The sequence below is a fragment of the Pseudomonas sp. GW823-FHT03E05 genome (genome assembly GCF_058796855.1).
This window is the reverse complement of sequence record NZ_JBXAJB010000001.1, coordinates 470,064-490,482: the sequence shown is the minus strand read 5'-3', so window position 1 is coordinate 490,482 and position 20,419 is coordinate 470,064. Positions and strand designations below refer to the sequence as shown.

The window sequence follows — 20,419 nt, the reverse complement described above, 5'->3', positions numbered from 1 at the left end:
CCGGCGAAGAGGCCTGCGAGTCTTGTGCAAACCCTGAGGCCGCCTTCGCGGGCAAGCCCGCTCCTACAGAACGTCGCGATTGGGTGGGGCCGTATTCAATCGGGCCGAGGGATACGCCGCTGCAGTGCTCACAAAAACGCAACACCAGGCTGCGTCCTTTGTGATGGTTGGGCTAGGGTGGAAGCGATACAGTCGGGCCATCAGCAACCCGACTGACGCCCGACACAAGGATGCGTTCGATGACTGATTTGCACAATCTATCCACCACCCAGCTGCTGGCGCAATTCGCCAGCCGCACCCTCTCGCCACTGGACTACTACGAGCATCTGCTGGCCCATGTCGGGCGCTGGGAGCCGCATATCCGTGCGCTCTACGCCTTCGATCCGGAGCAGGTGCGCCTGCAGGCCCGGGCCGCCACCGAGCGCTGGAACAAGGGCGCCCCCAACGGCCCGCTGGACGGGATTCCAGTGACGATCAAGGAACTGATCGCCACCCAAGGCACGCCGATTCCCCTGGGCAGCGCGGCCACCACGTTGAAGCCGGCGTTGCAGGATGCTCCACCCGCCGCGCGGATGCGTGAGGCCGGGGCGATCATCCTGGCCAAGACCACGGTGCCGGATTTCGGCATGTTGTCCTCGGGGTTGTCGAGCTTCCACGGCATTACCCGCAACCCCTGGAACACCGCCTGCAATACCGGTGGCTCCAGTTCCGGCGCCGCTGCGGCCGCCGCGGCCGGTTACGGGCCGCTGCACATCGGCACCGACATCGGCGGCTCGGTGCGCCTGCCGGCCGCCTGGTGCGGGCTGGTGGGGTTCAAGCCGACCCTGGGGCGGATTCCCATCGACCCGTATTACACCGGACGCTGCGCCGGGCCCATGACCCGCAGCGTCGATGACGCGGTGCTGATGATGCGCTACCTGGCCAGACCCGATGCCCGGGACGCCACCAGCCTGCCGCCCTTGACCGGCGAGTGGAGCGATGCGCCGGTGTCGGTCAACGGTTTGAAGATCGGCCTGATGCTGGAACCCGGCGCGGGGCTGCAGCCGGAAGGTTTTGTCTGCGCGGCGGTGGAACAGGCTGCGCGGCTGTTCGAAAGCCATGGCGCCCAGGTCCGCACCCTGGCACCGATCATGGACCGCGCTCAGCTAGACGGCCTCGACCGCTTCTGGCGCGCCCGACAATGGGCGGAACTCTCGGCCCTGGGTGCCGAGCAGTTCGCCAAGGTGCTGCCCTATATCCGCGACTGGGCGGCGCCGGGGGCCGACTTGTCCGGGGTCGAGGCGGTGCTGGGCTTCAACCAGACCTTCGAGATGCGTCGCCGCGCCGCCCAGGTGTTCAGCGAGTTCGACCTGGTGTTGTCACCCACCAACCAGATCAACCATTTTCCCGCCCAGTGGCCGTCACCGAGCAATGATCCGCAGCAGCCGTTCGAGCACATCGTCTTCACCCTGCCCTGGAACATGGGCGAACAACCGGCGCTGTCGATCAACTGCGGTTTCGCCGCCGATGGCATGCCCATCGGCCTGCAGATGATCGCCCCGCGCTTTGCCGATCAATGGCTGCTGCAAGTGGCCAAGACCTATGAGAGCTGGCGCGGAGCAATCCACAGCTGGCCAAATCCGCCGTCCCACTGACACACCGAAACTGCCACCTTCACCCCAGCCCCGGGCCTTGCCGCCCGGGGCCTGGGCAACCTATGAATAAAAATTCGAGGGGCCAGTATGCACAGCCAAGCGTCCAATCCATCCGCCACACCCGAGCCCGAAACGCCCAACGCGGCGGGAGGCAAGCGCAGCGTATTCGCGGTGATCCTCGGCAATGCCGTGGAGTTCTTCGATTTCGGGGTCTACGCCACCTTTGCGGTGATGATCGGCCACACCTTCTTTCCCTCCGACAGCGCCTTTGTCAGCCTGATGTTGTCGGTCACCGCCTTCGGAGTGGGTTTTATCGTGCGGCCCCTGGGGGCGGTGCTGATCGGCGCCTACGCCGACCGCGTCGGGCGCAAGCCGGCGATGCTCCTGACCCTGGTGATGATGGCCGTGGGCACCGGCAGCATCGCCATCCTGCCCAGCTATGAAAGCATCGGCATCGCCGCACCGATCCTGCTGGTGCTCACTCGGCTGATCCAGGGCCTGGCCTGGGGTGGCGAGGCCGGCCCCGCCACCACCTACATCCTCGAAGCCGCGCCAGCCCACAAGCGCGGCACCTACGCCTGCTGGCAGGTGGTGGCCCAGGGCGTGGCCGCCATGGCCGCCGGCACCGTGGGCTACACCCTGACCCAGGTGCTGTCCCCCGAGGACCTCAACAGCTGGGGCTGGCGCGTGCCCTTCGTGTTCGGCCTCTTGGTACTGCCAATCGGCATCTACATCCGCCGCAACCTGGCGGAAACCTTCCATGGCCAGGGCGAAGAAGCCAGCACCGGCAGCCTGGTGCGCCAGGTGTTCGGCGAGCATCGCCGGGCGCTGGTGCTGGGGCTGCTGATTCTGTCGGGCAGCACCATCACCCAGTACTTCATCAACTACATGACCACCTTCGCCCTCACCGAACTGAAACTGCCCACCAGCATCTCCATGCTCTCGACCCTGGTGGCCGGCGCGGCCATGGCGGTGTGCGCGATTGCCGGCGGCATGCTCTGCGACCGTTTCGGCCGCCGCACCATCCTCATGGCGCCGCGGGTGGTGCTGTTGCTGGTGCTGTTCCCGGCGTTGCAACTGATGACCGAGCACCCCAGCCCGACGACCTTCCTGCTGACCCTGGCGGTGCTCTCCGGGCTGCACGGCATGAGCGGCGCGGCGCTGATCGTGCTGCTGGTGGAGAGTTTCCCCAAGACGGTGCGCTCCACCGGTTTCTCCATCGTCTACGCCTTTGGCGTGGCGGCTTTCGGCGGTACGGCGCAGATCATCATCACCTGGCTGATCGGCACCACCGGCAACCCGATGTCACCCGTGGGCTACCTGCTGGTGGCCAACCTGGTGTGCCTGACCGCCGCCTGGTTCGCCAAGGAAACCCGCCCACAAACACCCGGGCGCAGCACCCCCGGCCAACGGCTCGCAGAAGCCCGCGCCCGCTGAGCATTCGCCTCACTGCCCAAAACCCTTTTCCGGCACCGCGTCTTTCTCTACCCTGCCGGCCGCGCATGACCGCGGTCGGGCGGAGGTTCGACGCCTTTGATTTGTGGGGAAGCGACATGAAACAGCTCGTACTTTGCCTCCTGGCCATGAGCGCCAGCAGCCCCCTGCTGGCCCAGGACAACCCGCGCCCAAGCCAGCAGGCCCAGGCCCCGGGCTTTATCGAAGGCAGCAGCCTGGACCTCAACCTGCGCCATTACTACTCCAACCAGCACACCCAACGCGACACCTACCTGACGATCAAGAAACCCGACGGCAACCAGCGCACCCGGGTGCGGGAAACCTGGGTACAGACCGGCATGCTCAAGTACAGCTCCGGCTATACCCAGGGGCTGATCGGCATTGGGGTGGACGCCGGCCTGTTCAGCGCAGTGAACCTGGAGCGCGGCCACGGCCGGGTGGCCAACGGCGGCGACCGAGTGCTGGTGGACAGCGACGGCGACGCCCTGCCCACCTGGAGCCGCCTGGGCATCGGCGATGTGCGCTTGCGCCTGTCCAACACCGAGCTCAAGGCCGGGCGCCTGATGACCGACAACCCGGTGCTGCGCTACAAGGACAACCGCGCACTGCCCTCCAGCTTCCAGGGCGTGGGCCTGTACAGCAACGAAACCGACTGGTTGTCGCTGCAGGCCGGCAGCTTCGACCGGGCCATCCCGCGCACCGGCACCGGCAGCGAACGCCTGACCACCACCTTCGGCAACCGCGCCTACAGCGGCGAGCGCATCAGCTACCTGGGCGCGACGGTCAAGCCCGGCCTGGGCCTGGAAGGCAGCCTTTATGCCTCGCGCTTCGAGAACATGTGGGACCAGTACTACCTGGGCCTGACCCACCGCGCCGGAGACAAAAGCCGGCTGGCGCTGAAGACCGCGTTCAACTACTACCACACCCGGGACCAGGGCCAGCAGCGCCTGGGCTACATCGATAACGACGCCTTCAGTCTGGCGCTGACCGGCAGCCATCAGGCCCACAGCCTGACCCTGGCCTGGCAGCAAGTGTTCGGCAACGAGTACTTCGACTATGTGTGGGAGTCCACCGGCAACTACATGGCCAACTCCCTGTACTCGGACTACAACGGCCCCAATGAAAAGTCCTGGCAGTTGCGCTACGACCTGGATCTTGCCGCCTACGGCGTGCCCGGGCTGAGCGCCAGCCTGTGGCACGCCAAGGGCTGGGGCATCGATGGCACCCAGTACGACGGTGACCGCAATGGCCGCAACCGCGGCTACAACGTACGCGGCCTGGACGGCGCCAAGCACAACGAGAATGGCCTGATGCTGGCCTATGTGGTGCAGTCCGGGCGGCTCAAGGATGCGGTGCTGCGCACCATCGTCTACAACCACCGCGCCAGCGGCGGGCAGATCGACGGCAGCTATGACGAGTTCCGCCTGGTGGGGAATTTCCCGTTCAACCTGTTCTGACCACCGCCCCTCCTCCGTAGGAGCCGGCTTGCCGGCGAAGAGGTCCGTAAGCCGTGCAGCGTTCTTGGAAACGCCTTCGCGGGCAAGCCCGCTCCTACGCCAGGCTATGGCGTTGCATCGCCCGGACAAGCATTTCCTGGCACCTGAGGGTCGCCACTGACAAGGGCCGGTTGCGCACCACGCACAGGTCCACCCGGATCCGCTCCAGGTATTGGTCGTCGATCGGCACGGCCACCAGCCCATCCCCCAGGTCCCGGGCCTCGGCATCCACCTGGGGCAGGATCAGCACTGCCGCACGTTGGCGGGCCAGGCTTTTCTGCACCTCCAGGGAGCTGGTGGTGAATACCGGAAGGATGTTCACTCCGCGCTTTTTCGCCGCGCCCTCCAGGGCCTGGCGCACGCCGTAGGCCGAGTCGGGAATCGCCAGGGGCTGGCCCTCCAGATCCTGCAGGCGAATGCTCGGGCACTGGGCAAACGGGTGCTCAGCGCTGACCAGTACCCGGTGCCACAGTTGGCAGTGGGCGGTCACCTCCACTTCGGCCCGTTCCGGCAGGTAGAACGCCAGGCCCAGGTCGGCCTCGCCGCTGCACAGGGCATCCAGAGTGGCGCCGGCACTGGCGATGACGATGTTGAAGGTGACTTTCGGATGGGCCCGGTTGAACGCCGCCAGCACCGGCGCCAGCACGCTGGAAACGATACTTTCCGACACATGGATGCTGACGTTACCCGCTACCTGGCTCTGCCGGCTGGCGATCACATCGCGCACCTGGTCGAAGCCGCGCAAGGTGGAGGTGACCTGCTCGGCCAGGCATTCACCCTCCACGGTCAGGCGAATGCCCCGGGGCCCGCGCTCGATCAGCGCGGTGCCGAAGAAGTGCTCCAGTTGCTCGATCTGCCGGCTGACTGCGGTGGGGGTCACGTACAGGCGCTCCGCCGCCTGACGCAGGGAGGCGCACCGGGCTACCTCGTGGAAGTAACGCAACGCTCGTAATTGCATGGCCGCAGGTCCCATCGTTGAACTGAGCCATGAGGCAGGCAATTACTGCGCCAGCCGCAGCGCCCCGGAACCGTTCAACACGCGGTTTTCACACAAAAGATTGATCTGAACGATGCCCCTGCCTACCCTGCCAGGGCGCCGATGCCTCATTCGGCAAGAACCCTCCCCCCCCCTTGCCGTCTGCTTCCAAGGATTTCCATGAGCACTCTGCCCCGCACCGCACCACTTGCCGCAACCCTCACCGCCCTGGCGCTGCTTGGCGCCTGCTCCAGCGTGACCCGGGAGATCAACCCGGAGCCCACCATCACTTCCGCCGGCATCCTGGCCTTTCGCGATATCTGCCTGAAGTCCGCGCCGTCCTTCGCCGGCGCCGAGACCGCCGCGCGCAACCATGGCATCAGTGACCTGACCGATGCCGGCTTCGCCAAGATGGGCATGAACGAGGACCAAAGCCTGGGCGTTCAGATACAGGCCAACAAGGAATGCGCGATCACCACCCCGACCCAGAACGACAGCTCGCTGACCCAGCAATTTCTCAGCGTGGCCGGCAAGTTCTCCAGCACCCCGGTGGCCCAGAGCGTACCGAGCAAGATCACCCTCAACGGGCAGACCTTCATCCTCATGCACGACCGTCGTGGCGGTGAAGCCTATGTGATGCTCAAGACGCAGTGACCGCGCTGCATCCTAGCTCTGGCTGAGCTGTCGCTGCGGCGGCCGGCTCAACGTCAGGACCCGGACCAGGGCGGCTGCATTCATCGGTTTGTGAAACAGAAAGCCCTGGGCCGCATCGACACCCAGGCGCTGCAGGTGCGCACGTTGCTTTTCGGTCTCGATGCCTTCGGCCACCAGCTCCAGGTTCAGCGCACCGGCCATCCCCACGATGGCCGCGATGATCCGGGTTTCCTTGGGCCCCGTAGCGTTGGCGACAAATCCGGAGTCCAGCTTGAGCTGGCCAAAGGGAATGTCCGCCAGGCGCATGATCGAGGAATGCCCGGTGCCAAAATCATCCAGGGACAGACGCACGCCACCGTGCACCAGCACACTGATGTTCTCGATGCACTGCATGCTCAGGACCAGAGCCTGGCGCTCGGTGATCTCCAGGGTCACCTGGCGCGTGGGCACCTGCGCCTCGTCGATCTGTTGCAACACCCGCAAGGCGAATAGCGGATCGCTCAGCTGGCTGGCCTCAATGTTGTAGGAGAACATCAGGGCATCGCCGCTGACGTGGCCCTGCAACTGCCGCTGCAGCGCCAGGCCCTGCTGCAACAGGCAATCGAACAATTGGCGATGGCCCTGCGGGCTGTCGAACAGGTCGAGAAAGAACTGCGGCCCCAGCACCCCCTTGTGAGGATGCTGCCAACGGGCCAGGACTTCGACGCCGGTGATCCGCCGGGTCTTCATGCAGACCTGGGGCTGGAAAAAAGGCACGATCTGCCGCTGTTCCAGGGCCTGGGAAACATCCAGTTCGGCCACCCAGTCGTTGTTGGCGCAACCAGCTCCCGCCGCCCCTGGAGCATCGTCACGTGCATGGCCTTTCACCGTACGCTTGATGGCCAGCGCCTTGAGCAGCAAGGCGCTGATCTGCAGCGTGTCCAGCTCGCTGTAACTGCCGACGCAGTACTTGCCGGAACGCACGCGAAAGTTCGCCAGCCCCCAACGGATCGGCGCTTGCAGCGCTTCGCATTCCATCATCGAGAAAAAGCCGTGGTGCTCGCAGAGCCTGCGCAGGTAGGGGATGGCGTTCAGGGAGTGCAGCGAGTCGCAGATCACCAGGTCCAGTTCATCCAGGGCGGGCGGGAACTGAGCGCCGTCGCAGTCATCGCTGATCACTTGTACCCGAGCAAAACCGCAAGACGCGAGAATTCTTGAAAAATGTCGAACCCGAAAAGCGTTCGAACACAACAACAGTACGCTCAGCGTCGACATCACCGCGGCTCCGGATAAAAAACCATGCTAGCCAAATTGAACTCAACTGAGTTCAAGACACTTCGCCAATGGAAGTAGGAAATTTCTGAGACTTGGCATTTTCTCAAGAAACTACAGGGCCAGAGCTGGTCGACCGAGGCCGGCCCCTCCTGGGCAGCGCCCCGTTTACCAGGAGTGCATGGCGACTATGGAGCACTGGCAATGGCCGCAATCTCCCTGCGCAACCATTGCAGGCCCGGCGCCTGTTGCTGCTGGCGATGCCAGATCAGGCTGACCTGCACCGGCGCCGCCAGCAGCGGCAGGCTGGCGATGCGGATCGGCAGCAAGGCGCAGAAATGCTCCGCCAGGTAGCGTGGCACGGTGCCCAGCAGGTCGGACTGGGCAACGATCAGCGGAATGCTCAGGTAGTTGGGCACGAACACCTGCACCTGGCGCTGGACCTTGGCCGAGCCGAGAACGATTTCCAGGGGCGAGCCGCGCCCACCCCGATCGGGAATCGCCACGTGCAGGCAAGCCTGGTAGGCCTCCAGGCTCAGTTCCGGGGCAAAGGCCGGATGGTCGCGACGGCCGATCACCACCAGTTGCTCCTCAAGCAGCGGCTGGTAGCACAGGTCCGGGCTGTCGAAATACAGGTAGTCCACCGCCAGGTCGAGCATCCCGGCACCGAGCCAGGCGGCGATGGCGTCGGCGCTGTCGCTGCGCACCGCCAGCCGGACCCCGGGCGCTACCTGCTGCAGGCGTCGGGACAGAGCCGGCAGCAGGCGCGCCTGGGCGTAATCGTTCATCGACAAGGTGAACAGTTGCTGGGCCGCCGCCGGCTCGAACGCCGCAGCAGGATCGAGGCCCTGCTGCAACAGGTGCAGGGCCTGGCGCACGGCCACATGCAGGCTCAGGGCCCGGGAGGTGGGTTGCATGCCGCGGGCGGTGCGAATGAACAGCGGCTCGTCCAGGTGCCGGCGCAGGCGCGCCAGGGCATTGCTCACCGCCGGTTGGCTGAGGTTCAGGCGTACCGCGGCCCGGGACAGGTTCTGCTCCTGCATCAAGGCGTCGAACACCCGCAACAGGTTGAGGTCCAGGCGCTGCACATTGAGCTTCATGAATAATGCCCATTGAAATTATCCAGGGGCTGGATAATTCGCGGCGCCAGCCCCGGCTGTCAATAACGGCAGCCGGAGCAAGGGGTCAGTCAGCAACCCCTGGACCAGCATTGCTCTCGGGCAGGAAAAGGCGCGCCGCCAGCCAGCAGGTCAGGCAGGCAGCCACGAATAGCACCAGCATCTCCACCTGGTAGTCGGCGAACTGTGCCTTCTTCACGCCATGGACCACCAGGGCGATGAAGATCAGCGCCCATAGGCTGGCCACGCTTGCGCCCACCAGGGCCAGCACCGCACAGGCGCGCGGGCTGTGGTAGACCTTCATCAGCGTCACCCCCAGGGCGAAGACCAGGAACGGCAGCAGAAACGCCACCTGGGCCACCAGCGGTGCAAGCACCGGCATCAGCAGCAACTCGCCCCCCCGCACCTCCCCCAGCAATCGCGGGTTGCTGGCCAGGTGGGCCAGCAGCGTGACGAACTTGAAGGCGCCGAACACCAGCCCCAACACCAGCGGGCAGAAGAAAAACGCCATGAACACCCGGCGTCGCGGGTAAGCCGCCGCACTCATGGCGCACAGCCCTGGCTCTTGGAGTAGCCCAGCAATTTGCAGCCAAACTCCACCCGGGACTTGTAATCCAGAATATCCACGCCGCCATCCATTCCTTTTCGATCACCGATCATTATCTCGGGCATGATCGACGTATCGGTCACCAGCCCGGAAAGCCAGGTGAATGCACTCCGGTCGCCCATGTACTGCTCATGAATCGGCTGCAGGATAGTCTGTTCGCCTTTCAATTGCTTGATGTCCCAGGCGACCGGATCGCTGGTGGCCTTGTTGTAGAGGTTCTTGAAGTTCTCGAAGCCACCGGTGATCAGCGCATCCCCGGCTGCCTTGCGCCAGTCATAGACCGGCGCCATCAGCCGGCCGACACCAAAGGTTATGTACGAGAGGTTATCGTCGGCTCCCAGGCCGGTCCAACCGGCCCTGGACACCTCTTCCGCCCCACCGAACCACTTGGCACCAATCCCCATGTTCTGCTCGTAGACATGGCTGGCACCAAAGAAATTGGCCCGGTTGTCGATGGTGTTCAAGTAGGTCACCAGGCGCCCGGCAGCCCCTTCGGTGTTGTAGAGATAGTCGAAGGTGTTCTTCGAGGAACGGGTCACATCCTTGTTCATGATGTTCCAGGCATCCTTCATGGCCACGTACTTGATCGAGGCATTGACCGCCGCGCGGCAACTGTCGCTGGTCGGCGCCTTGTCGCAGAGGCTGCGCATTTCCGAGTCCAGCCACTCGCTGAGTTTCTCGGCCTTGGCCACCGCAGCCTTCTTCTGCTCATCGGTAGAGCAGGTACGTCCCGACAGGCAGTTGCCCACCTCATCGAAGGCCTGGTGCGTCAGGTAGTTGTACTGAGTGCCATTGGCCGCCACCGCCGAGGCGATGCTCATGTCACCACCGGACGCCGACGCGCCGAGTACGCCGACAATCTGCGACAGGGCCATCAGGTTGGCCTGGGCCTGGATGTACTCCGGCGAGCCGGGGATCAGGTTGTCCGGCAGCAGCTTGTCCCCCAGCACCCCCACCAGCAACTCGTTGGCACCACCGGCGATGGCGCCGGTGCGAAAATCACCGCCCATGGCTTCAGACAACAGGCCGCCAAGCCCGGCATGCAGAGCGATTTTCGCCAGGCCGCCTTCGGTCAGGCCCAGGTCGCCGATCTTGCCGGCACCATAGGCCCCGCCAATGCTCGCCGCGGTGCCGGCAGCGGCGCTGGCCAGGTTGTCCTTGAAGCTGCCGCCATAGACCGCAGTCTTGATCAGGGCATCGGCCGTGACCTTGACCGCCACGGTCTGCAGGCTCTTGGCATCCAGGCCCATGGCGCTCGGGTTGTAGTTCAACCCCTGGGCCACTCCGGCGGTGGCTGCGGCCACTGTGTAGCCCTTGATGCTCTCCTTGGAGGTCACGTCCTTGAGGACCTTGCCCAGGTTGCCGCGGTTGTCGATGGTGCTGACCGTGGCCTTGGTGGCGACGTTCACCGCCACTGCCTGGAGCATGGTGTTCATCCCGGCCATCATCGGCCCCATCACCGCCGCCAGGGCGATGGCGATGATCAACTGCGCTGCCGGGCCCAGGCCCGAGTTGTTGTACTTGAAGGACTCGTGGATCTCCTTGACCTGGCGCCAGTCCACATCGCCACGGGCCTCGGCCTGTTTCAGCCAGGCCAGTTGCGGGTCGGCCTGGACCATGGCGTCGATGGCCTGGCTGACGCTCTTCTGGTCAATGTGCTTGATGTCGATCTTCAAGCCTTCCACGGCCTTGATAGTCAGGCTGCCGCCGGCCACCAGGCTGCTCTGGCGCAGGGTTTCATCGGTGTTGCCGCGGCCTTTGGAGGAATTCCAGAAGGCATTGTTGTTGCTCTTGGTGTGGCTTTCGTCGTGCAGGTCCTTGACCCCCTCGAAGGTGATCGCGCCGCCACTGTCCAGGGTCAGGTCCTTGGCGCTTTCCAGCTTGGCCACCTGGTATTTCTGGTCGCCGCCGCTCTTGAGGGTCAGGTCGCCGCCAGTCGTGATCTCGCTGCCGATGTTGGTGACCTGGGTCACCTCGTCACGGCGGGTCTTCTTGCGGCCCCAACTGCCCTTCTTCTTCATGTCGTACAGCGAGTAGTCGCTGTCCTGGGCCGCCAGCAACTCCAGGTTGTCACCGGCCACCAGGTAGGCTTCGTTGCCGGCGCTGATACGGCTGGAGATCAGGCTCAGGTCCTTGCCGGCACTGAGGACCACATCGGCGCCGGCGGTCAGCGAGGTGCCGATCTGGCTGACATGGTCTTCCTGGCGGGTGACCTTCTTGGTCTTGGAGTAGCTGTGCTGCTCATCCGCCGCCGAGGCCAGGGTCAGGTCACCCGCCGCATCCATGGCGATGTTGCGCTTGGCCTCGATCTGGCTGGCGACTGCCGTCAGGTCGCGTCCGGCGCTGACCGCCAGATCCCTTCCGACGCTGACGCTTGAACCGTGCTGGGTGATGCTTTCGTTGAGGTAGCGGTCGCGGGTGAGCTTGTCGTGCTCCTGGGCCGATACCAGGTTGACGTCGCGCGCAGCGATCAGGGTCGTGTCGCCGCCACTGCTCAGCACCCCGCCGATGTTATTGATATCGCGACCGGCACCGACATTCAGGTCGTTGCGGGCCTCGATCCGCCCGGCGTTGTCGGCGTAGTCCAGGCGCTGGGTAGTGGAGCCAGGGTTGCTCTGGAAGGTGGTGATGCTGCGCTCGTTGATCACGTCCCCGGCCAGGGCGCGGACCGTCACGTCACGCCCGGCGATAATACCGCCGGACTGGTTGACCACGTTGTCCCCGGCCAGCAGGTTCAGGCGATTGCCCGCCTCGATCAGGCCACCGTTGATCAGGTCAGTCCCCGCCGTGGCACTGAGGTTCTCACTGGCGCGCAAGGTCCCGGAGTTGACCAGGTCCTTGCCGGCGATCAGGGTCACGTCGCGGCCCTGGACCAGCGCGCCATTGGGCGCCAGGCGGTTGTTGGCGTTGGCCAGGTACAGCACTGGCACCAGCACCTTCTCGCCGTTCACCTCCTGCTCTTCGAGCCAGACGATGTCGTGGGTCAGGGCCGCCACCTGCTGGGAGGTCAGGGTCACGCCCACTGCCAGGTTGAGCGAATCCTTGCTGGCGATGGCGTTGTTCATCAGGTACTTGAACATGCCCTCATCGCTATTCTGGCCATCGAGGAAACGCTGGCCGGTACGGGCCGTGACCGCTTGCTGGATCAGGCGCTGCTCGTAAAAACCATCACCCAGGCGCTTGGCGCTCTGGTCCGGGTCGTAGCCCAGTTTCGACAGCAGATAGTCCGAACCCATGAACTGCTTGAGGTCGGTGAGCAGCGGGTTGGTCTCGATCAGGTACTTGTGCGGATTGCTGCGCACACTGCTGTCCGGCAGGCCCTGGACGCGGTTGACGCTCTGGTTGCCAGCACTGCCCGTGGGCAGCAGCACGCCCCCCGGCGAATCCCCGGCCACGGCGTTCACCTGCACCGTCGCTGCGCGGCCATCGATGCCCGTGGCCTGGTGATCAACCAGGTTCAGGTCGCGAGCGCCCAGGGCCACTTGCGGCAGCGGCCGGTTGCTCAGTTCCCGGGGCTGGACCGGCTCCGGACCGGCCTGGCGAGTGCTCAGTTCCAGGCTGGCGCCGCCCATGCTCCAGCTCTGCGCCGGGGCCGAGGGCTGCGCTGCGCCGCCCTGGCCGCTCAGGCGGAACAGGCCGTTCTGCCCGGATGGCAGGCTGAAGTTGGGCAGACTCAGGGGGTTGACCTGCTGCTGCGCCAGGTCCGGCGGTAGCTGGGAGTGGAGCACTACCATCAGCGGCTTGCTGGAGGCGCCCACCGCCGTGTCGCGGGTGCTACCGCCCACGGCGATGGCATTCTTGACCACGCTGATATTGCTGATGTCGTTGGCTGCCGTGAGCCGGGCCTTGCCACCGGCCTGGATGATGGCCGGCGCCGCCGAAGAGCTCAGGGTCGAGGTCTCTACCGGCCGGTCGATGCCATAGAAGATCCCCGGGTTGAACTTGGCCACCAGGGCGGCGAAGTCCTCCTGGTTGAAGGCACTGCCCTGCGGGTGCGCCCGGTCATAGGCCTGCACGTCACGGGCCAGCTGGAAGAACAGCCCGCGATTGATCTTGACCCCGGCGCCGACTTCATAGCCGGAAGAACCGGACGCCACCAGGGAGGCCTGGTTGGTGATGGTGCCGCTGGTGATGCTCAGGTCATTGCCTGCCGACACGGTGCTGTAGCGGTTGAGGAAACTGGTGCTGTTGACCGTCAGGTTGCCCCCCGCGTTCAGGGTCGACTGCGGCGAGTCGCTGGTCACCACGCCTTCCACCGTCCGGTAGATAAACACCGGCCCCCGGACCCAACTGGCGCCACCGCCGCAGTGCTGGACGCAGCGGATGGTCATGCGGCCATCGGTGATCTGCTGGCTGGCTTCGTATTTTTCCCGGTCGTTGACCAGATCCAGTGCAGCGATATTGATATCGCCGCCACTCTGGATGTTGCCGGAGATGTTTCTCAGGTTTTGGGCCGAGGTGCCTGCCGCCATGCCGGCCACAGTCAGGCCGCCCAGGCTGTAGAACTCGCCATAGCTGTTGGTCAGGGTATTGACGTTGAAGCCGGCGTTCTGGCCGCTGAATACGAAACCGTGGTCGTTGACCAGGGTCGGGGTGGTCAGGTTCAGGCCCTGGGCGGCGCCCAGGGTGCCGGTGTTGAGCACGCCGCCGGCATTCACCGAGAGTCCGGCGTTGGAGGTCAGGCGCCCGGCGTTGTTCAGTTGCCCGGCGACCGTGACCTGGGTACCGCCGCCACCGGCGATGCTGCCCGCGGCGCCAAGGTTGAGCTGGGCCGCGCCAAAGCCAAGGGTGCCCAGGCTGGATACCCGGCCATTACCGGAATAGGTGCCGCCGATCTGCAGGTCCAGGCTGCCATCGCTGGCCAGCAGCCCGTCGTTGTTCCAGTTGCCACCCCGGGCCTGCAAGTGCTGGCTGGCCAGCAACTGGCCAGCGGCGGTCTGGCTGAAGTGGTTGACGTCGAGGTTCAGGCGCCCGGCCTGGATCACGCTACTGTTGGTCCAGCTGTCGGCGGTCAGCGTCAGCCCGCCCCGGGTGACCAGGCTGCCGCCGGCATTGATCACGTTGCCGGTGGCGATATCGAAGTTGCCTTCGCCCAGGTGCAGCAGGCTGCCACCCTGATTGAGGAAACCCGACGCCGCCAGGGTCAGGTCGGTGTTGGCGGATTCCAGCAGGCCGTTGCGGTTGTCGAACAGCCCGCCGATCTGCAGGTCGGTCTTGCCGCCAGGGGCCAGGGCCCGCAGTTTGCCGCCCTGGTTGTCCAGGCTGGCGCCGCGCAGCGCCAGGCTCTCGCGGCTTTCAATCAGGCCGCCCTGGTTGACCAGGGAACCGTTGAAATCCAGGTCGATGTGCTGGCCGTTGATCTGCCCGGTGCTGTTGTCGAGCTGATTGCCGCTGGCCTTGACCCGCCCGCTGGCATACAGCCCGCCCTGGCTGTTATCCACCCCGGCGCTGCCGGCATTGAGCAGCAAGTCGCCACCCTTGGCCGCCATGCGTCCGGCGCCGTTGTCGAAACCGGCCAGGGCTTGCAGATCCAGGCGCTGGGCCTCGGCCTGCCCGCCATGGTTGTTCAGCACCCCCGATATCCGGGCCTGGAACAGCCCCTTGAGGCTGGACAGTACACCCGCGCGGTTATCCAGGCTGGCGCCTTGAATGTCCAGGTCTCCATCCTCGGCAATCAGCTTGCCGCCCTGGTTATCGATGCCCCCGGTCGCTGCCAGGGTCTGGGCCTTGGCGCTCTGGATCGCGCCCTTGGCATTGTTCAGGCTGCCGGCGCTCAGGCTCAGGCCGGCGTCGCGGCTGTAGATCAGGCCGTCATTCTGGTTGCGCACCTCGCCACTGACGTTGACCTGCAGCGCACCGTTGGCAGCCAGGGTGCCGCGGTTACTGTTGTCCAGGCTGTTGCTGAACAGAGTCATCAGGTTCTGGCTGACCAACTGCCCGTCCTGGTTGTCGATGCGGCTGGAACGCTTGAGCAGCAGCGGGCCGCTGGCGGCCAGCTTGCCCTGGGTGTTGACCAGGGCACCCAGAAGATCGAGGGTCACCGCGCCTTCACCGCGCAGGTTGCCACCCTGGTTGTTCAGGCTATTGCCGGTGAAGTTCAGGCCGCCCACGGCGCTGAGGCGGCCGCCCTGGTTGTCCAGGTCGCCGGCGCCAATGTCGAGGCTGGCGCTGCTTTCAATCAGCCCGCCCCGGGCGTTGTTCAAACCTCCACTGCCAAGGATCAGTTGCTGCTCGCCCTTGCTGGTGACGATGCCCTTGTCGCTGTTGTCCAGGCTCGCGGCCTTGAGGGTCAGCTGACCCTGGCTGGCCAGCCCGCCTTGCGCACTGTTGAGCAAGGCGCCGCTGAGGTCGATATTCAGATCCCCCAGCAGGCTCGACAAGGTACCTTGCTGGCGGTTGTCCAGGCTGCCGCCGCTGACCTTGAGCCCCTGCCAGCCGGATATCAGGCCCTGCTGGTTGCCCAGGTTCACGGCCTCGACCCCAAGCTGCTGGTGGCTGATCAGCTTGCCGCCACTGTTGTCCAGGCTGCGCCCGGCCAGGTTGAAGCCCTGGGTGCTGGAGATTTCCCCGGCCTGGTTCTGCAGGTCCCGCAGCCCGGCAATGCTCAGCACGCCCTGGGTGTTGATCAGGCCCTGGCGGTTGTCCAGGTCCGAGCCTTGGGCCCCCAGGTCGATGCCCACACGGGTGCCGCCGAGCAGGCGCCCACCCTGGTTGTCCAGGCCGTTGGCGCTGATCTGCAGCGGCCCGGCGGCCTGGATCAGGCCCTGGTTGCGCAACGGGCCAGTGACCCGCAGGTCCAGTTCGCCGTCGCTGAGCAGCGAGCCGCTGTGGTCCAGGCTAGCGGCATCGATCTGCAACGCGGCGGCGGCGATCTTGCCCTTGAGCGCGGTCAGCGCGCCCTCGATGCGCAAGGTCAGGGCCTGGTTGCTGAGCAACTGCCCGGCGCTGTTGTCCAGGCTGCGGGCGGCCAGTTCGAAAGCCTGCTGGCTGGAGATTTCCCCCTGACGGTTGTCCACCGCGCCGAGGTTGCTCAGCAGTAGCACACCGGGGGCATTGATCAGGCCGCCCTGGTTGTTCAGGGTGCCATGGTTCAGGTCCAGGCTCAGGCGGCTCTTGCTGAACAGCTTGCCGCCCTGCTGCTGCAACCCGGTGACCGAGGCCGTCAGGGCCTTGGCGCTGCCGATGCTGCCCTGCTCGTTGTTGACCTGGGCAGCGTTCAGGCTCAGTTCATCACCGCTGTTGAGGTTGCCGCCCTGGCTGTTGTCCAGCGCTCCGGTAGTGAGTGACAGCCGGCCCTTGGCGCTGATGATGCCCTGCTGCTGGTTGTCCAGCCGGGCACTGGCCAGGGTCAGGCCCGCGTCGCTCAACAACTTGCCGCCCTGGTTGCTCAGGGCCTGCCCGGCGCTGACCTGCAAGGCACCACCACTGGACAGGCTGCCCCGGTCGTTGTTCAGGTTGCGGGCCTGGGTCGCCAGGCGGCCTTCGCTGCTGATCCGGCCTTTGCGGTTGTCGAGGTCTTCACCCAGTTCCAGGTCCAGGCGCTGGGCCCCCACCAGTTGCCCGCCCCGGTTGTCCAGGCCGATGCCGCTGAGGCTCAGGCCCTGGTCCGCGGAAATCAGGCCCAGGTTCTGGTTGAGCACCCGGGCCACCTTCAGGGTCAGGTCACCACTGGCCAGCAGGCGGCCCTGGTCACTGTTGTCCAGGCGCTCGCCGCTCAGGTCGATCTGCCGGCTCGACACTTCACCGCCGCGGTTATCCAGTCGCCCGACCTGCAGGTCCAGGGCGCGGGTGGCGCCCACCAGCCCCTCCTGGCGGTTGTCCAGGCTGGCGGCCTTGAGGGTCATCTGCCCTTCGGCCAGCAGTATTGCGCCCTGGTTGTCGGCGTGCCCGCTGACCTGCAGTTGGCTGTCGCCACGGCTGTGCAACTGGCCGTCGCGGTTGTCCAGACTGGCGCTGCGGCTGTCGATGGCTGCAGCCGAGATCAGCCCCTTGACGTTGGCCAGGGCCTGCTCGATGCGCAGGGTCAGGGCCTGATTGCTCAGGAGCTTGCCGGCACCGTTGTCCAGTTCCCGGGCGTTGAGGCTGAAGGCCTTGGCCCCGGAGATTTCACCGCTGCGGTTGTCCACCCGGTCGAGGTTGCGCAACAACAACTGCCCCGGGGTGTGCAGGTTGCCGCCCTGGTTGTCCAGCAGGCCATGGTTCAGGTCCAAGGTCAGGTCGGCGTTGCTGAACAGCTCGCCGCCCTGCTGCTGCAGACCAGTGATGCTGGCATTGAGGGCCTGGTCGCTGCCGATCCGGCCCTGGTTGTTGGTCAGTTGGGCAGTGGTCAGGGTCAACTGCCCGGCACTGGTCAGGCTGCCGCCCTGGCTGTTGTCGAAAGCGCCGGTGCCCAGGCGGGCATCGGCCTTGGCGCTGATCACGCCCTTGTCGCTGTTGTTCAGGCTGGTGCTGTCCAGGGTCAGCCCCTGCTCGGCGACGATCGAGCCGCCCTGGTTGAGCAGCGCCCCGCGGCTGTCGAGGCTCAGGGCCCGGGCACCGGTCAGGCGTCCGCCGCGGTTGTCCAGGCTGCCAACCTTGAGGGTCAGCAGGTCTTCGCCGCTGATCAGGCCGCGCTGGTTGTCCAGGGCTGCGCTCAGGGTCAGCAGCAACGGCTTCTGGCTCACCAGCTGGCCGCCGCTGTTGTCCAGGCTGTCGCCACTCAGGGTCAGCCCTTGCTTGCTGAACAACAGCCCCTGGTTCTGGTTGATGACCCGGGCCACCTGGAGCAGCAGGCGCTGGTCCGCCAGGACCTTGCCGCCATCACTGTTGTTCAGCCCCTGGCCGTTGACCTGCACTTCCCCCTGGCCCGACAGTGCACCACCACGGTTATCCACCTCGACGACGTCCAGGGTCAGGGCCTTGAGGGAGGCCACCAGGCCCTGGTCCCGGTTATCCAGGGACTGGCCCTGCAGATGCAGAACGCCTTCGGCCACCAGCTCGCCGCCATGCTGGGCAAGGCTGTCCACCTGGGCATGGAGTTCGCCTTTGCTGGCGATGCGGCCAGCGTGGTTGAGCACCTCGCCGCTGTTCAGCGTCAGGGTTGAAGTGGCGCTGAGCAGGCCACCGCTGTTGTCCAGGCGGTTGCCTTCGACGGTGACGGCGGTCCGGCTTTCCAGGCGGCCCTTGTCGCGGTTATCCACGTCACGACTGTGCAGGCCCAGGGCCTGATCGGCACGTATCACCCCACCGCGGTTGTCCGCACTCTCGCCGCGCACCACCAGGGTGTCGCTGCCGGAAATCCTGCCCTTGCGGTTGTCCAGTTGCCCGGCCTGTACTTCCATGGCCTGGTTAGCCTGAATCAAGCCCCTGTCCTGGTTGTCGAGACGCCCGGCGACCTGGACCTCCAGGCGCTCCTCGCTGCGCAGGTTACCGGCCTTGCTGTTGTCCAGGGATGCGGCCTGCACCTTCAGCAAGCGCTCCGCCCCCAGGGCACCGCCACGGTTGTCGATGGCCCCGCTGGCGTTGATATCCAGGGTTTCACCGGCCATCACCAGCCCGGCGACGTTGTCCAGCGCCGCCAGTTGCAGGCGAACCTGGCTCAGGCTGCTGAGCTCGCCGTGGCGATTGCCCAGGTGGCCGATCTCGGCCTTGAGTTGGCCGTCGCTGGTGATCAGGGCATTGTGGTTCAGCACCTGGGTGGCCTGCAGTTCCAGGCTGTCGCTGCTCAGGACCCGGCCCTGGTTCTGGTTGTCCAGAGTGCCGGCGCTGACCTTCACCTGATGCTGGCCACTGAGGGTCCCGCCCCGGTTGTCCAGGGTCTGGGCCGTGTTCAGGGTCAGGTCGCGGCTGGCGACAATGCTCTTGCCGCGGTTGTCGAGATCCCGGGCGTTGAGGCTGATATCGCCGTTGGCGTTGCGAGAGTTATCGGCATTGACCCCGGCTTCGATGATGCCCTGGTTGCTCAGTTGGCCACCGCTGTCCAGCTGGATGCTGTCGCGGGCGGCGAGGGTTTTCTGGCTGCTCAGGTCGCCCCGGGTCTGTACCTTGAGTTCGCTGCCGGCATAGACCGCGCCCTGGGCCTCCAGACTGCCGGCCTTGATCGCCACCGCGCCCTTCTCGGCAGTGGCGTCCGCCATGCGCAACTGGCCGTTGGCATCCAGTTGGATATCACCGCCACTGGCGATCAGCTTGCCGTCGAGCTTCACCCCGACCCCGGCCTCGGTGCCCACCAGTTTGATCGCCCCGGCGTACATACCGCCCAGGGCTGATGAGTCGATGGCCAGTTGCGGTGCATCCACCGGGTTGGCGGTGCGGGCCGTGGCGTTCAAGGTCTTGGCGTCGACGTCGTTGGCCCCGGCGATCACCGCCAGGTGCCTGGCCTGGATCTCGGCGTTGATCTTGGCGCTGCGGGTGATGATTTCGAACTGGTCGATATTGCTCGCGTTGAGGCCCGCACCCTCGATGGCGACGCTGCCCTGGTCCACCTGGTAACGCTGGACCTGGCCGTTCTCGATCACCGGCTTGCCGGTGGTCAGGGTGGCTTTCGGGGTGTTGATGAAGCCGCAGCCGTTGCAGCTCACGCCATAGGGGTTGGCGACAATGACATGGGCCGACTGCCCGGCCACTTCGGTGTAGCCCTTGAGCTGGCTGGGGCTGCCGCCGTTGACCTCGTTGAGGATCACATTGGCCGCGCGGCCGCCCAGGTTGGGGTTGCCGAGGATGATCCCGCCGAGCTGGGTTTCCTGGGTACGGCCGGTGGCGTTGTTGAGGATCACCCCCTGCTGGCCGACGTTGTAGTCGCTGAACTTGTTGTGCGACAGGCCGCTGCCATTGGGCGTGGCAATGTTGACGATGGGCACGCCATTGCCGGCCTGACCCAGTGTTGTACCGCTGCCGTTGACCACGATGCCGTCGGCCATCGCCACCACGGGCTGCCAGAACATCATGTTGGCCAGGACGAACGCCAGGCTGCGCTTGGACAAGCCGCAGAACGAATCACGGGATTGCAGGACAGCAGAGGGTTGCTGGGCCAGGAAGGTGAAGTGGCGAACGTCCATGTCAGTCTCTTAGCAATGCAGGAGCACAAGCCCCTGGAGCCTTCATCCTGAAGGCCCATGGCGAGGAAAAATTGATTTCGGCAAGCAGGGTCGAACTGGCAGCCCCTCGATGCCTGACAGGCAAAACGGAACCAGAAAGAAGCAGAGTGCGAGCAGAAATGATATCAATTCAATATCAAAATACTAAATAGC

General features: G+C 65.4%; 9 protein-coding genes. 4 read left to right on the top strand and 5 right to left on the bottom strand.

The window, feature by feature from the left end; translation table 11 throughout:
- The first annotated feature begins 239 nt into the window (after positions 1-239).
- From AC1RCO_RS02305 to AC1RCO_RS02295, 3 genes are all read left to right on the top strand, one after another.
- Positions 240-1,634 (top strand): amidase, encoded by a 1,395-nt coding sequence (locus AC1RCO_RS02305; protein ID WP_492617331.1) that lies wholly within the window; start codon positions 240-242, stop codon positions 1,632-1,634.
- Between the two features lie 87 nt (positions 1,635-1,721).
- A complete protein-coding gene (locus AC1RCO_RS02300; RefSeq protein WP_492617330.1) occupies positions 1,722-3,071 on the top strand; it encodes a citrate-proton symporter in 1,350 nt (449 codons plus the stop codon).
- Between the two features lie 116 nt (positions 3,072-3,187).
- Complete coding sequence (locus AC1RCO_RS02295) at positions 3,188-4,546, top strand: OprD family outer membrane porin (RefSeq protein WP_492617329.1); 1,359 nt, start codon at positions 3,188-3,190, stop codon at positions 4,544-4,546.
- A gap of 94 nt (positions 4,547-4,640) precedes the next feature.
- Here AC1RCO_RS02295 and AC1RCO_RS02290 read toward each other — a convergent pair whose 3' ends face one another.
- On the bottom strand, positions 4,641-5,543 hold the full coding sequence (locus AC1RCO_RS02290; protein ID WP_015636103.1) for a LysR family transcriptional regulator: 903 nt from the start codon (positions 5,541-5,543) through the stop codon (positions 4,641-4,643).
- A 198-nt stretch (positions 5,544-5,741) separates the two neighbouring features.
- Between AC1RCO_RS02290 and AC1RCO_RS02285 the strand changes: the two genes are divergently transcribed.
- On the top strand, positions 5,742-6,215 hold the full coding sequence (locus tag AC1RCO_RS02285; RefSeq protein ID WP_015636104.1) for a hypothetical protein: 474 nt from the start codon (positions 5,742-5,744) through the stop codon (positions 6,213-6,215).
- 12 nt (positions 6,216-6,227) lie between these two features.
- Here AC1RCO_RS02285 and AC1RCO_RS02280 read toward each other — a convergent pair whose 3' ends face one another.
- The 4 genes from AC1RCO_RS02280 to AC1RCO_RS02265 form a co-directional block, all read right to left on the bottom strand.
- Complete coding sequence (locus tag AC1RCO_RS02280) at positions 6,228-7,373, bottom strand: EAL domain-containing protein (RefSeq protein ID WP_492617328.1); 1,146 nt, start codon at positions 7,371-7,373, stop codon at positions 6,228-6,230.
- Positions 7,374-7,654: 281 nt separating this feature from the next.
- Positions 7,655-8,566, bottom strand: a complete 912-nt coding sequence (gene bsrA / locus AC1RCO_RS02275; RefSeq protein WP_011061963.1) for a LysR family transcriptional regulator BsrA — start codon at positions 8,564-8,566, stop codon at positions 7,655-7,657.
- Positions 8,567-8,651: 85 nt separating this feature from the next.
- Positions 8,652-9,131, bottom strand: coding sequence for a hypothetical protein (locus tag AC1RCO_RS02270; protein WP_227454146.1), 480 nt, complete (start codon positions 9,129-9,131; stop codon positions 8,652-8,654).
- Positions 9,128-20,227 (bottom strand): two-partner secretion domain-containing protein, encoded by an 11,100-nt coding sequence (locus AC1RCO_RS02265; RefSeq protein WP_492617327.1) that lies wholly within the window; start codon positions 20,225-20,227, stop codon positions 9,128-9,130. Before AC1RCO_RS02265 ends, AC1RCO_RS02270 begins: the two co-directional genes overlap by 4 nt.
- Positions 20,228-20,419: the final 192 nt, after the last annotated feature.

Bases quoted from the DNA above. Each gene is read 5' to 3' on its own strand.
- AC1RCO_RS02290 (WP_015636103.1), bottom strand. From the start codon at position 5,543: ATGCAATTACGAGCGTTGCGTTACTTCCACGAGGTAGCCCGGTGCGCC.
- AC1RCO_RS02270 (WP_227454146.1), bottom strand. From the start codon at position 9,131: ATGAGTGCGGCGGCTTACCCGCGACGCCGGGTGTTCATGGCGTTTTTC.
- AC1RCO_RS02300 (WP_492617330.1), top strand. From the start codon at position 1,722: ATGCACAGCCAAGCGTCCAATCCATCCGCCACACCCGAGCCCGAAACG.
- AC1RCO_RS02295 (WP_492617329.1), top strand. From the start codon at position 3,188: ATGAAACAGCTCGTACTTTGCCTCCTGGCCATGAGCGCCAGCAGCCCC.
- AC1RCO_RS02305 (WP_492617331.1), top strand. From the start codon at position 240: ATGACTGATTTGCACAATCTATCCACCACCCAGCTGCTGGCGCAATTC.
- AC1RCO_RS02265 (WP_492617327.1), bottom strand. From the start codon at position 20,227: ATGGACGTTCGCCACTTCACCTTCCTGGCCCAGCAACCCTCTGCTGTC.
- bsrA (WP_011061963.1), bottom strand. From the start codon at position 8,566: ATGAAGCTCAATGTGCAGCGCCTGGACCTCAACCTGTTGCGGGTGTTC.
- AC1RCO_RS02285 (WP_015636104.1), top strand. From the start codon at position 5,742: ATGAGCACTCTGCCCCGCACCGCACCACTTGCCGCAACCCTCACCGCC.